The organism is Bradyrhizobium sp. CCH5-F6 (assembly GCF_001556045.1).
GTDB lineage: Bacteria > Pseudomonadota > Alphaproteobacteria > Rhizobiales > Xanthobacteraceae > Bradyrhizobium.
Window position 1 is genome coordinate 233,919 of the sequence record NZ_LSIC01000094.1, and the last position, 13,219, is coordinate 247,137.

Annotated in this window: 15 protein-coding genes; 1 reads left to right on the top strand and 14 read right to left on the bottom strand. The window is 64.9% G+C overall.

Features of this window, described 5'->3' with window-relative positions:
* Positions 1-66: 66 nt before the first annotated feature.
* The gene (locus AX729_RS17580) at positions 67-675 is read left to right on the top strand and encodes a TetR/AcrR family transcriptional regulator (protein ID WP_061025219.1); all 609 of its coding nucleotides are present in this window, start codon (positions 67-69) and stop codon (positions 673-675) included.
* 55 nt (positions 676-730) lie between these two features.
* Here AX729_RS17580 and AX729_RS17585 read toward each other — a convergent pair whose 3' ends face one another.
* From AX729_RS17585 to urtB, 14 genes are all read right to left on the bottom strand, one after another.
* Positions 731-2,386, bottom strand: coding sequence for a CHASE domain-containing protein (locus AX729_RS17585; protein WP_061025221.1), 1,656 nt, complete (start codon positions 2,384-2,386; stop codon positions 731-733).
* 297 nt (positions 2,387-2,683) lie between these two features.
* On the bottom strand, positions 2,684-3,307 hold the full coding sequence (gene ureG / locus AX729_RS17590) for an urease accessory protein UreG (protein WP_061025223.1): 624 nt from the start codon (positions 3,305-3,307) through the stop codon (positions 2,684-2,686).
* A gap of 39 nt (positions 3,308-3,346) precedes the next feature.
* Positions 3,347-4,075, bottom strand: coding sequence for an urease accessory protein UreF (locus AX729_RS17595; RefSeq protein ID WP_061025225.1), 729 nt, complete (start codon positions 4,073-4,075; stop codon positions 3,347-3,349).
* On the bottom strand, positions 4,056-4,643 hold the full coding sequence (gene ureE, locus AX729_RS17600) for an urease accessory protein UreE (protein ID WP_061025226.1): 588 nt from the start codon (positions 4,641-4,643) through the stop codon (positions 4,056-4,058). Before ureE ends, AX729_RS17595 begins: the two co-directional genes overlap by 20 nt.
* Positions 4,644-4,655: 12 nt before the next feature.
* Positions 4,656-4,955, bottom strand: a complete 300-nt coding sequence (locus tag AX729_RS17605; RefSeq protein WP_027573733.1) for a putative quinol monooxygenase — start codon at positions 4,953-4,955, stop codon at positions 4,656-4,658.
* A 122-nt stretch (positions 4,956-5,077) separates the two neighbouring features.
* Entirely contained in the window at positions 5,078-6,793 is a 1,716-nt protein-coding gene (gene ureC, locus AX729_RS17610; RefSeq protein WP_061025228.1) for an urease subunit alpha, read from the bottom strand.
* A 34-nt stretch (positions 6,794-6,827) separates the two neighbouring features.
* Positions 6,828-7,367, bottom strand: a complete 540-nt coding sequence (locus AX729_RS17615) for an HD domain-containing protein (RefSeq protein ID WP_061025230.1) — start codon at positions 7,365-7,367, stop codon at positions 6,828-6,830.
* A gap of 57 nt (positions 7,368-7,424) precedes the next feature.
* On the bottom strand, positions 7,425-7,730 hold the full coding sequence (locus tag AX729_RS17620) for an urease subunit beta (protein WP_026202067.1): 306 nt from the start codon (positions 7,728-7,730) through the stop codon (positions 7,425-7,427).
* Positions 7,731-7,741: 11 nt separating this feature from the next.
* The gene (locus AX729_RS17625; protein ID WP_027553946.1) at positions 7,742-8,044 is read right to left on the bottom strand and encodes an urease subunit gamma; all 303 of its coding nucleotides are present in this window, start codon (positions 8,042-8,044) and stop codon (positions 7,742-7,744) included.
* 37 nt (positions 8,045-8,081) lie between these two features.
* Positions 8,082-8,912: an urease accessory protein UreD gene (locus AX729_RS17630; protein WP_061025231.1), complete on the bottom strand. Its 831-nt coding sequence runs from the start codon at positions 8,910-8,912 to the stop codon at positions 8,082-8,084.
* A gap of 36 nt (positions 8,913-8,948) precedes the next feature.
* Positions 8,949-9,644 (bottom strand): urea ABC transporter ATP-binding subunit UrtE, encoded by a 696-nt coding sequence (gene urtE / locus AX729_RS17635; RefSeq protein ID WP_061025233.1) that lies wholly within the window; start codon positions 9,642-9,644, stop codon positions 8,949-8,951.
* 3 nt (positions 9,645-9,647) lie between these two features.
* Entirely contained in the window at positions 9,648-10,409 is a 762-nt protein-coding gene (urtD, locus tag AX729_RS17640) for an urea ABC transporter ATP-binding protein UrtD (RefSeq protein ID WP_061025235.1), read from the bottom strand.
* Positions 10,410-10,413: 4 nt separating this feature from the next.
* Positions 10,414-11,583 (bottom strand): urea ABC transporter permease subunit UrtC, encoded by a 1,170-nt coding sequence (urtC, locus tag AX729_RS17645; RefSeq protein WP_061025236.1) that lies wholly within the window; start codon positions 11,581-11,583, stop codon positions 10,414-10,416.
* Positions 11,580-13,187, bottom strand: a complete 1,608-nt coding sequence (gene urtB, locus AX729_RS17650) for an urea ABC transporter permease subunit UrtB (RefSeq protein WP_061025238.1) — start codon at positions 13,185-13,187, stop codon at positions 11,580-11,582. Before urtB ends, urtC begins: the two co-directional genes overlap by 4 nt.
* Positions 13,188-13,219 lie beyond the last annotated feature (32 nt).

The window sequence follows — 13,219 nt, forward strand, 5'->3', positions numbered from 1 at the left end:
ATTCTGCTAGGCCGAAAGCTGTGGCTGCGCTATGCCGGGAATCTCGTGAGGAGACCGGGCGTGGCGATGGCGAAAGGCGGGGGTGACGAGGCTGACAATGCGCCCCGGCGCGGCCGGCCAAGGTCAATCGAGACCAGCAACGCCATTCTCGAAAGCGCCTATGCGCTGATGGCTTCCACCGGCCTTGCGGCCACCACCATCGACGCGGTCGCGCGCCACTCCAGCGTCTCCAAGATGACGATCTACAAATGGTGGCCGTCCCGCGAGGCGCTCCTGATCGACGCCTTTCTCCACCACACCGCACAGATGCTGCCGCTGCCGCCCGAAAGCTCCGGCAGTCCCGCCGCCCGCGCGCGCCGCCACGCAGCCGCCTATGCCGAGGCTCTCCAGGGAGAGTTCGGCAAGGTCCAGCTCGCCGTGATCTCCGAATGCATCTCCAAAGCCGGCTCGGCGGAGCTGTTCTACACGCGCTATCTGCAATTCCGCCGCGCCGCGCTCGTCGAGATGATCGCCGCGGGCCAGAAGGACGGCAGCATTCTGGCCGAGGGGCTTGCTGAGGATCTCTACGACGCGATCTATGGCAGCCTGTTCTATCGCTACGTCTTCGGCATCGCGCCGGTCACGCCGACTTACGCACGCAACCTCGTCGATCTCGTGTTGCGGCCGAAGGGTTAAAGCATGATCCGGAAAAGTACGAGGCGGTTTTCCGAAAAGATCATGAGATAAAGCCCTACCGCACGGGCCTGACCGGCGCCGAGATCTTGTCCGTGCGGTCGCGTTCGGTCATGTCGACCACCGTCTCCATCGGCGCGGTCAATTCATAGACGTAGGAGACGTCGGTGAAGAAGCGCTTGGCGGTGCCGCCTAACGCCTCTGGAGCGACGCGATCGAGCAGGATGAGGCCGAAATCGGAATCGGGCCGGCGCGTCGATTCGCTGGTGTTGAACTCTTCCCAGCGGAAATGGAAGACCTCGTCACCCTCCTCACCCGTCACCGTCCAGCTGGCAGTGATATGCGGATGCTTTCCGACCAGCGACAGCCCCTCGTCGGAATGGGAGGCAAGCTCGAAGAACAGTAGCGATAGGCTCTGTGCCGCGCGTGCGCTGACCGCGATGTCAGGACCGGTCACCGCGATGCGATCGGCATGCGGGATGGCTCGCGCCTCGAACAGGCCCTTCAGCTTGACGCCCTGCCACTGGCTCTCGCTGAGCAGCGAGACCACGTTGGACATGGCGTGGATGCGCCCGATCAGCAGCTCGCGCGCGACGTCGATGTCCGAGCCGTGGCGCAAGGTGCGTGTCACGATCGACTGGATCACCGCCAGGATGTTCTTGACGCGGTGGTTGAGCTCGTCGATGACCGCGGTGAGCCGGCGCTCGAAGCCGATTCTGACCTGGATCTCCCGGCTGAGCCGCAGATTGTTGTAGGCGACATAGCCGAACAGGCCGCACACCATGGCCGTGATCGCAAAGCCGATCGCCGCAACGATGATCGCCGTCTGTTCGGCGCGGCGCAACGAGTTGGTCTTGGCGTAATAGCCGAGCTGCCAATCACGGCCGCCGAAGCTCACCGTGCGTATCGCGGACGGGGCCGCTCCTTCCGCCGCCATGCGCGTCGAGACCACGCCCTGGTCGTTGGCAATCAGCTCACCGCCTTCCTTGCGCGGATCCCTGAGCGCGACCGCGAACAACGACATGTCGTCATTGGTCAACATCAGCGAGGCGAGCTCATAGGAGAATGTGACGAACCCGGCCGGCTCCGTTGCGCCCTCGGGAATGACCGGGGCAGCCACGATGATGCCGATCGCGCCGTTCCCGCGGATCAACGGCACCGGGTCCGAGGCGACCGACCTCTTCTCGGCGCGCGCACGTGTCAGCATCGCACTGCGAACCGGATCCTGATCGTAGCTGCGGCCGGGCAGCGCCTTGGTATCGTTGCTGCGTGGCTCGAGGTCGATCAACACGTCGATCGGCTGAGTGACGTCGGCCGGATTGATCGGCTTATCGTCGTAGGAGCGGATCTGCGGATTTGGAAAGCCGCCGCCGGCGATGGCAGCCTGCGCCGCCGCCAGTTCATTCGGCTGAAGCCGGGCTATCCAGCCGGCTACCACGAAATCGGTCTTGAAGGCGTAGATCGCCGAGCGCAACGGCTCCAGCATGTTTGGCTTGATCACGGATGGCGCGCGGAACAGGCCTGAGGCGACACGCGCGAGCAGCTCCCGCTCGGTGAGGCGGTCCTGAACCAGGCTCGCATGAACGTCGATCGCACGCGCGAGCGCGATCCGGTCCAGCGCCAGCTCCTGGTCGTGGACGCGATAGGCTGCAAGCCCGGAGAGCAAGACCCCGAGCAGAGCAATGAAGCCGATGATGAAGCCCAGCCTGACCACGCGACTACTCAGGCGAAAGCAGGAGGTCGGCAATAGATACGGAGCATATGAACGCCGCCCGAACGGCCATGTGCCGAAACAGGGCAAACCCTGGTGGCGGAGATAATGAAGGAGGAGGCATCAGTACGCAACTTGGGTCGCCTGAAAAGCTTAATCCGCCTGGCCGATGGTCTGGCCGGGATGAATTCGCCCCGGGCACAGGAGGTAGTCAATCGCCATGTCCGAATTTTGTTCCGGGGTCACGGCGCTACCCGGGCGTTAACGACGAAAACACCTGCGCCAACGGGTCGCGTCCCGTCAGCCCGGCCGTTTCAGGCCGCCTTTGGCCTCGATGAAGCCGACAATCCGGTCCAGCCCCTCGCTCTTCTTCAGGTTGGTCATGACGAAGGGACGCTCGCCGCGCATGCGCCTTGTGTCGGTCTCCATCTTCTCCAGGGAGGCGCCCACATGGGGCGCAAGGTCGGTCTTGTTGATGACCAGCAGGTCGGACCGGGTGATGCCAGGGCCGCCCTTGGACGGGATCTTGTCGCCAGCGGCGACATCGATGACGTAGATGGTGAGGTCGGCCAGCTCCGGGGAAAAAGTGGCAGCGAGATTGTCACCGCCGGACTCGATCAGCACGAGATCAAGTCCGGGAAACTTGGCGCGCATGTCCGCGACCGCGGCCAGGTTCATCGAGGCATCCTCGCGGATCGCGGTGTGCGGGCAGCCGCCGGTCTCGACGCCGGCGATGCGATCCGGCGTCAGCGATCCCGAACGCACCAGGAACTCCGCATCCCATTTGGTGTAGATGTCGTTGGTGATCGCCGCAATGTCATAGCGCTCGCGCATGGTCTTGCAAAGCAGGTCCATCAGCGCGGTCTTGCCCGATCCGACCGGGCCGCCGACTCCGACACGCAAGGGGCCGTGAGATTTCGACATACGATTCGCTCTCTCTCGATGGGTTGAAGGCCGCACGGATCACGACCGGAACAGCCGCGTGTATTGCGTCTCGTGGCGCAGGCTGGCGAGATCGGCGCGAAACGTCGCACTGCCGAGATCGTCCAATGCCGCATTCAGCGCACGATTGGCGGTCGCTGCGACGGCGGCTTCCAGCCTCACCAGCACGCGCTGGCTGTCGGTCTGCCCGAGCGGAATGAGCCGGCTAGCCGCCGAAATCCAGTTCGAGACCAGCGCATGCAGGAAGGCGTGCAGCGTAGGCGCCAGTGGCACGCCGTGCATCGCACCGACCACGCCGACCGCGACGGGATAGACCAATGCCGTGCGGCATGCCGCGACCGTGGCATCCAGCCCATCGGCGTCCCAGGCGGCGCGGGCGATGTCGATGAAGGCGCGGCCCTGCGAGGTCGTTTCAAGCTGCCGCTCGCGCGAGGGCACGAAGGCGGCGGCGAGCTCGGCGATGTCGTTCAAAGCGGCAGTCTCGCCTGCTTCCGCGGCGCGATAGGCGTGGACCAGAAACGTCGCGTCACAAAAGCCGGAGCCGTCGACGAGCATCGCATCGAGCCAATCCGCCAGCGAGGCGATGTCGGTGATGTCGCCCGCCTCGACCGCCCATTCGAGGCCGCTGGAATAGGAGAAGCCGCCAACCGGGAACGCGGGCGATAGCCAGGTCATCAACCGGTACAGCGCCGCCGCCTCGCGCGCGGCGAGGTCAGTAGCGCCGACCGGCTCATTTGTGGTCATGAGCATGCTTGTGGCCGTGGTGATGGTCGGGGTGGTCACAATGCTCGTCGTGATGATGGTCATGATCGTGGCCATGGTCATGATCGTGGTGATGGTGACCGTGATCGTGATGCGCATGGTCGTCGTGCCCATGCGCGTGGGCCGCATCGGCATAGGCCCCACCTTCGGGATCGAACGGCGCCTCGATCTCGATCACGCGCGCGCCGAGGCCCTTCACCATCGCCTCGATGACGTGATCGCGACGAATGCGCAGGGCCTTGGCCATGATCTGCGTCGGCAGATGACGATTGCCGAGGTGCCAACCAACGCGAACGAGATGGTGCGGATCGCGCCCGCGGATCTCCAGCAGCGGCTCGGGCGCGGCGACCACCTCGACCAGCCGGCCGTCCTCCAGCACGAGGGCGTCGCCGCCGCGCAGCGCAACGGCCTGTTCCAGGTCGAGCAGGAACTCGAGGCCCCGCGTGCCCGTCATCGCCATGCGGCGACGGTGCCGATCGTCGAAATCGAGCACGACCGTATCCGCTGGCGCTTCCGTGAAGCGGTGCTGTCCCCTGACCTGCGTCGCCCGGATCATCCGTTTACCCCGCTACCGCGTCTCAACCTTCTCGGGCGTGATCACCTCGATCTTCGGCGGCGCCGTAAAGCATTTCACCGCGACGCGGCCGAACGTCTTCATGTGCTCCATGCCCCGATGCGGCACCAGCGCCTCGGCATTCTCCCACTGCTCGACGAACACCATCTTGCTGGGATCGGTGACGCTCTCGTGCAGATCATAGGCGATATTGCCGGGCTCCTTCCGGGTCTCCTTGATGCAGGCGGTGGCCGCTGCAATGAATTCGGCGCGCGTTTCGGGCTTGATGGTCAAGGTAGCAACGACGTAGATCACGAGAAATCCTCCCGGCTTTTCTTCTGGCTTCAGATACCGAGCGGGACATTAGACCAGGCGGGATCGAACGCAAAACCGAAAAGCCACCCGGACATGCTCCTGAGGCATGCAAACGCGCTATTTCAGTACATGAAATATCGCTGCGCCATGGGCAGCACCTCGGCAGGGGCGCAAGTGAGCAGCTCGCCGTCGGCGCGGACCTCGTAGGTCTCCGGATCGACCTCGATATTGGGCGTGGCATCGTTGTGGATCATGCTCTTCTTGGAGATCCTGCCGCGGGTGTTCTGGACGGCATAGAGCTTCTTGTCGATGCCGAGCTTTCGCGCGAGGCCGCCGGTGATGGCCGCCTTCGAGGCAAAAACGACGGAGGACGCCGTGCGTGCCTTGCCGAAGGCGCCGAACATCGGCTGGTAGTGCACCGGCTGCGGCGTCGGGATCGAGGCGTTGGGATCGCCCATGGGCGCTGCGACGATGCTGCCGCCCTTGACGATACAGTCCGGCTTGACGCCGAAGAAGGCCGGCGACCACAGCACGAGATCGGCGAGCTTGCCCTTCTCGACCGAGCCGATCAGCTTCGACACGCCGTGCGCGATCGCCGGATTGATCGTGTACTTGGCGATGTAGCGCTTGACGCGGAAATTGTCGTTGTCCTTACCCTTGTCCTGCGGCAACGCCCCGCGCTGCTTCTTCATCTTGTCGGCGGTCTGCCAGGTCCGGATGATGACCTCGCCGAGGCGGCCCATGGCCTGGGAGTCCGAGGACATCATCGAGAGCGCGCCGAGATCATGCAGGATGTCTTCGGCGGCGATGGTCTCCTTGCGGATGCGGCTCTCGGCGAAGGCGAGGTCTTCCGCGATCGAGGGGTCGAGGTGATGGCACACCATCAGCATGTCCAGATGCTCGTCGATGGTGTTGCGGGTGAAGGGCCGCGTCGGGTTGGTCGAGGACGGCAGCACGTTCTTCAGGCCTGCGACCTTGATGATGTCGGGCGCGTGACCGCCGCCGGCACCTTCGGTGTGGAAGGCATGAATGGTGCGGCCCTTGAATGCCTTGATCGTATCCTCGACGAAACCCGATTCGTTCAGCGTATCGGTATGGATCATCACCTGGATGTCGTGATCGTCGGCGACCGACAGGCAGTTGTCGATCGCGGCCGGCGTCGTGCCCCAATCCTCGTGCAGCTTCAGCGCGCATGCTCCGGCCTTGATCATCTCGACCAGCGCGGCCGGCCGCGAGGCGTTGCCCTTGCCGGAGATGCCGAGATTGACCGGGAAAGCATCGAACGACTGGATCATCCGCGCGATGTGCCACGGACCCGGCGTGCAGGTGGTGGCGAAGGTGCCGTGCGACGGACCGGTGCCGCCGCCGAGCATCGAGGTGACGCCGCTCATGAGCGCGTGCTCGATCTGCTGCGGGCAGATGAAATGGATGTGGCTGTCGAAGCCGCCCGCGGTAAGGATCTTGCCCTCGCCCGCGATCACATCGGTGCCCGGGCCAATGATGATGGTGACTCCCGGCTGGATGTCGGGATTGCCGGCCTTGCCGATGCCAGCGATCATGCCGTCCTTGATGGCGACGTCGGCTTTCACGATGCCCCAGTGATCGACGATCAGCGCATTGGTGATGACCGTGTCGGCCGCGCCCTGCCTGTTGGTGACTTGCGACTGACCCATGCCGTCGCGGATCACCTTGCCGCCGCCGAATTTCACCTCCTCGCCATAGGTGGTGAAGTCCTTCTCGACCTCGATGATGAGGTCGGTGTCGGCGAGCCGCACCTTGTCGCCGGTGGTCGGGCCGAACATGTCGGCATAGACGGAACGCTTCATCTTGACGGACATCACAAGCCCCGTTTGCGTTTGAATATCTGGTGGGTCACAGCAGCGCCTTCGCTGCTTTCACGGCATCGTCGAATTTCTCGTCGAGCCACGCATTGCCGCCGCGGCAACCCGCAACGACCTGCGTGGCCCACGCGACGTAATCGGCGAGATCGTCGCGTTCCTCGGCACTGGGTTCGATTTGAATCCGCGCCCCTGTATTGCTGATCTTGTCCGCGATCTTGATCAGCTTCGCGCCAGCGGATTTTCTCGGTGCGTCCATCACCTGCCGGCGCCGCCGTTCGGCCTTCGGCAAGCTCATGTCGTCGGTGCATTCAACGACGAGGGAAGCGACACGCGCGGAAAATCTCTGCGCCAGCTCCTCGGGCGCTGTGTCGGTGTCCTCGATCGCATCATGCAGCCAGCCGGCCGCAACCAGCTCGGCGTCGGCGCCGTCAGTCGCGGTCGCAAGCAGGTTCGCGACCTCGGCGAGATGATTGATGTACGGCTCGTTACCGCGCCCCTTGCGCGCCATGCCGTTGTGGCGCTGCGCGGCGAGCTCGGCGGCTTCGGAGACAAGGCGGATTGGCGAGAGCATGGAAAACACCTCCGTTCCCGCCTCAACCGTGCCGCGCCGCGCTCGTTCCTGTGGGGATCAAAGCTTCCCCATCACGTCGCCGCGGAAACCATAGATGGTCTTCTTGCCGGCCATGGCGACGAGCTGGACGTCGCGGGTCTGGCCGGGCTCGAAGCGGACGGCGGTGCCGGCGGCGATGTCGAGACGCATGCCGCGGGCCTTCTTGCGGTCGAATTTCAGGGCCGGATTGGTCTCGAAGAAATGGTAATGCGAGCCGACCTGGATCGGGCGGTCGCCGGTGTTCGCGACCGTCAGCGTCACGGTCTTGCGGCCGGCATTGAGCTCGATCTCGCCGTCCTGGATGAAGAGTTCGCCGGGGATCATGCGTTTTGCTCCTACCTGATCGGCTCGTGCACGGTGACGAGCTTCGTTCCGTCCGGAAATGTGGCCTCCACCTGGATGTCGTGGATCATCTCGGGAATGCCCGGCATCACCTGGTCGCGGGTCAGCACCTGCGCGCCGGACTGCATCAGCTCGGCGACGGTGCGGCCGTCGCGCGCGCCCTCGAGGATGAAGTCGGAGATGATCGCGACCGCCTCGGGATGGTTCAGCTTGACGCCGCGATCCAGCCGGCGGCGCGCCACGATCGCCGCCATCGAGATCAAGAGCTTGTCCTTTTCGCGGGGAGACAGGTTCATGCAACATCTCTTCCGTTCAACACGTCAATTCAGCCGATCAATTCAACCACAGCCGCGGCAGCGCGGCGCCGGTGCGCGCCAGCACAGCCATCATGTCGGCGCGCAAACGCGCCGCATCTTGGGCACAGAACCGTGCCATTGCAAATCCATTCCACGCGGATATCCCGACCTCGCCGGAGAACGACTCCGACGCCTCGCGGATGCGATCGACCAGTGCCTCATCGCCGGGCACGATCAGGGCCGTGCCGATCGCCGCGCCACCCTTGGCGACCGCGGATCGCGCGAGCTTTGGGCCGATAGCGCCGCCGAGCCTGACCGTCTCGGCGAAGACCAACCTGCCGCCGCGGCGCATCCGCCAGCTGTCGACGAATTCACCCTGCTCCATCCGCTCGCCCATGGCGGTGCGGCCGAACACGACGATCTCGCAAAGCAGGAGCGAGGCGTTCTCGTCGAGCGTGATATCGAAGCGGCGGTGAACCCGGGCACGATCGAACAGGATCGTCTCCTGAGGCAGCCATGCGAGATGCGCTCCCGCGGCGACTTTCAAGGCGATACTGAGCTGCGCTGCCGCACCGGGCGCACGATAGACCTTTTCAGCCGCCGCAGTGGTGAGTGTCAGCCGCGAGCCCCGCTCTGCTGCGATTTCGATGTCGAAACGGTCCCCGCCAGCCACCCCGCCGGCCGTATTGACGAACACGCCGGAGAGCCCCTCGCCTTCCGGCGAGGGAAAACGCACGCGCAGCGAGCCGGACTCATGCAAGGCGCCCCGCCGCGTCATCCCATCGCGCGCGTGCACGTCGAAGCGCACCGCGCCGCGGGCGCGGTTCGCTTCGAAAACCCCGGACGTGACTGAAACGTCGCTGCGCATCCGCCTCCCCAGCCGGTCGCGGCAGAAACTGCCGGCTTACAGCGCCATCTGGCGGCTGATTTCGCTTGCGTCGAGATTGGAGCGATCGCAGGTGTACTTCACCGCGCCGCGATCCATCACGGCGAAACTGTCGCCGAGTTCGCAGGCAAAGTCGAGATATTGTTCGACCAGCACGATGGCGATGCTGCCGAGGTTGCGCAGGTAAGAGATGGCGCGGCCGATGTCCTTGATGATGGAAGGCTGGATGCCTTCGGTCGGCTCGTCGAGCAGGAGCAGCTTCGGCCGCATCACCAGGGCGCGGCCGATCGCGAGCTGCTGCTGCTGGCCGCCGGAGAGATCGCCGCCGCGGCGGCCGAGCATGGATTGCAGCACCGGAAACAGCGAGAACACGTCGTCCGGAATGTGCCTGTCCTCGCGCTTGAGCGGACCGAAGCCGGTCTTGAGATTCTCCTCGACCGTCAGCAGCGGGAAGATCTCGCGGCCCTGCGGCACGAAGCCGATGCCCTTGCGCGCCCGCTCATACGGCTTGAGGCCGGTGATATCGCTGCCGTCGAACACGATGGCGCCCGATGCGATCGGATACTGGCCGACCATGGCGCGCAAGAGCGAGGTCTTGCCGACCCCGTTGCGCCCCAGCACGCAGGTAACCTTGCCGGGCTCCGCCGAAATCGAGACGCCGCGCAGCGCCTGGGCAGCGCCGTAGAACAGGTTGATGTCCTTGACCTCAAGCATGGCTCAGCGTCCCAAATACACTTCGATCACCCGCTCGTTGGACGAGACCTGGTCGATGGTTCCTTCCGCGAGCACGGTACCCTCGTGCAGGCAGGTGACCTTGACGCCGAGCTCGCGCACGAACGTCATGTCGTGCTCGACCACCATCACGGTGTGGGTCTTGTTGATCTCCTTCAGCAGCTCGGCGGTGAGATGCGTCTCGACGTCGGTCATCCCCGCGACCGGCTCGTCCACGAGCAGCAGCTTCGGATCCTGCGCCAGCAGCATGCCGATCTCGAGCCACTGCTTCTGGCCGTGACTGAGGCTGCCGGCAAGGCGGTTGCGGGCGTCGGTGAGGCGGATCGTCTCCAGCACCTTGTCGATGCGCTCGGCCTCCGCCTTGCTGCCCCGCCAGAACAGCGTGCCGCGGACCGAGTGGTCGACGTTGAGCGCGAGCAGAAGATTGTCCTGCACGGTCTGGCTCTCGAACACGGTCGGCTTCTGGAATTTGCGGCCGATGCCGAGCTCGGCGATGCGGGTCTCGTCGAGCCGCGTCAGGTCGGTGACGCCGTCGAACAGCACCACGCCCTCGTCGGGCTTGGTCTTGCCGGTGATGATGTCCATCATCGTGGTCTTGCCTGCGCCGTTCGGGCCGATGATGGCGCGCATCTCGCCGGGCTCCAGCGCCAGCGACAGATTGTTGATGGCGTGGAATCCGTCGAACGAGACGTGCACGCCGTCGAGATAGAGCATCGCGGAGGTCGCGCGGGTGTCCATGACGTTCATCGCGCTACTCCGCCATCTTGGGTTCGGTGACGCCGTCTTCGGCCGCAGCGCTCGCCGCGGCCGCGGCGGTGCGCTTTTCCTTCGACGTGTCCCACCAGGCATTGAATGTGCCGACGATGCCCTTGGGCAGCAGCAGCGTCACGAGTATGAACAGCGCCCCCAGCATGAACAGCCAGTAGGGCGCCAGCATGCCGGACGTGAAGAAGGTCTTGGCGTAATTGACCACGACGGCGCCGAGCGCTGCGCCCACCAAGGTGCCGCGGCCGCCGACCGCGACCCAAATCACCGCCTCGATCGAATTGCCGGGGGCGAATTCGGAGGGGTTGATGATGCCGACCTGCGGCACGTAGAGCGCGCCGGCGACGCCGGCCATGCAGGCGGACACCGTGAACACGAACAGCTTGTAGGACTCGACGCGGTAGCCGAGGAAGCGCGTCCGCGATTCCGCGTCGCGCACCGCGATCAGAACCTTGCCGAGCTTGGACGAGACGATGGCGCGGCAGATCAGGAAGCCTATGATCAGCGCCAGGCAGCTCAGCGCGAACAGCGCCGCACGAGTGCCCTCCGCCTGCACGTTGAAGCCCAGAATGTCCTTGAAGTCGGTCAGGCCGTTGTTGCCGCCGAACCCGAAATCGTTGCGGAAGAAGGCGAGCAGCAGCGCATAGGTCATCGCCTGCGTGATGATCGACAGATACACGCCGGTGACGCGGGAGCGGAACGCGAGCCAGCCGAAGCAGAAGGCGAGCAGGCCGGGCACGACCAGCACCATCAGCGCTGCGAACCAGAACATGTCGAAGCCGTACCAGTACCAGGGCAGCTTCTGCCAGTTCAGGAACACCATGAAGTCGGGCAGGATCGGATTGCCGTAGACGCCGCGGGTGCCGATCTGCCGCATCAGATACATGCCCATGGCGTAGCCGCCGAGCGCGAAGAAGGCGCCATGGCCGAGCGAGAGAATGCCGCAATAGCCCCAGATCAGGTCGATCGACAGCGCGAGGATGGCGTAGCAGACATATTTGCCCCAGAGCGCGACGAGATAGGTCGGCACCTGCAGGAACGAGCCCGCGGGCAGCAGCAGATTGGAGAGCGGGATGAGGATGCCGCAAGCCGCGACGACGGCGAGGAAGATCGTCGCGCTGCGGTCCAGCGATCGCGTCAGCATGTGAGGGGTCATGCTTCCACCGCACGGCCCTTGAGCGCGAACAGGCCGCGCGGCCGTTTTTGAATGAACAGGATGATGAGAACCAGGATCGCGATCTTGCCGAGCACGGCGCCGGCCACCGGCTCCAGGAACTTGTTGGCGATGCCGAGCGTAAACGCGCCGACCAGCGTGCCCCAGAGATTGCCGACCCCGCCGAACACCACGACCATGAAGCTGTCGATGATGTAGCTCTGGCCGAGGTTGGGGCTGACATTGTCGATCTGCGACAGCGCGACGCCGGCAATGCCGGCAATGCCCGAGCCGAGGCCGAAGGTCAATGCGTCGACACGCGAGGTCGCAATGCCCATCGAAGCCGCCATGCGGCGGTTCTGCGTCACCGCGCGCATCTCGAGGCCAAGCGCGGTGTAGCGCAGCATCGCGAGCAGGATCGCGAACACCGCGAGCGTGAAGACGAGGATCCAGAGCCGGTTATAGGTGATGGTGATCTGGCCGAGCTCGAACGCGCCGCTCATCCAGGAGGGATTGCCGACCTCGCGGTTGGTCGGGCCGAACATGGTGCGCACCGCCTGCTGCAGCACCAGCGACAGACCCCAGGTCGCCAGCAACGTCTCCAGCGGACGGCCATAGAGGAAGCGGATGATGCTGCGCTCGATCAGGACGCCGATGGCGCCGGCGACCAGGAAGGCGAGAGGCACGGCGATCAGCAGCGAATAGTCGAAAAGGCCGGGATAGCGGGTGCGGATCACCTCCTGCACCACGAAGGTAACGTAGGCGCCGATCATCACCATCTCGCCATGCGCCATGTTGATGACGCCCATCACGCCGAAGGTGATGGCGAGTCCGATCGCCGCGAGCAGCAGCACCGAGCCGAGCGAGAGGCCGTACCAGGCGTTCTGCACCATGGACCAGACCGCGAGCGAGCTCTGGATCGAGCCGATCGCACTCGCGGCGGCCTTGGTGACCGACGCCGGCTGGTCGCCCATGCCGGTGAGCAGAGCCAGCGCGTCCTGGTCGCCGCGCGCCTTGAGGGTGGCCACGGCCTCGAGCTTCTCGACCTCGGTGGCGTCGGGCTTGAACAGCAGGATCGCGGCGCGGGCCTCGCCGAGCGCGGTCTTGACCGATTTATTGGTTTCCTTGGCAAGCGCGGCATCGACCGCCTCGAGCGCGGTCTCCTCATGCGACTTGAAGACGGATTGCGCGGCCTGCAGGCGCGTTCCGACATCCGGCGACTGAAGCGTCAGGCTGCCGACCGCGGCATCGACGCTGCGGCGCAGGCGGTTGTTGAGGCGGACCGCGGTCGCGCTGTCGGGCACGCTGGTGACGGCCTCGCCGGTCGCAGCGTCGATCGACTTGCCGTCGGTGCCGGTGACGTAAACCTTCTTGCTGTCAGGATCGGCCATGAGGCGGCCGTCCTGGAGCGCGCTGATGATGGGGAAAGCCAGCTTGTTGCCACTGCCGGCGACCACACCGATCGCCTCTTCCGTGTCGGAAAAATCGTCGTTGGCGAATTTGGCGACCGCGTCCTCGAACGGACCGGCGAAGGCCGGCAGCGCGAATGCGATCAGGAACAGCGAGAGTGCAAGCGAACGGAGACGGGCGGACAAATGGGCTGGCACTGTGAATGACCCCGGCAGAAATGAGTGGAGAA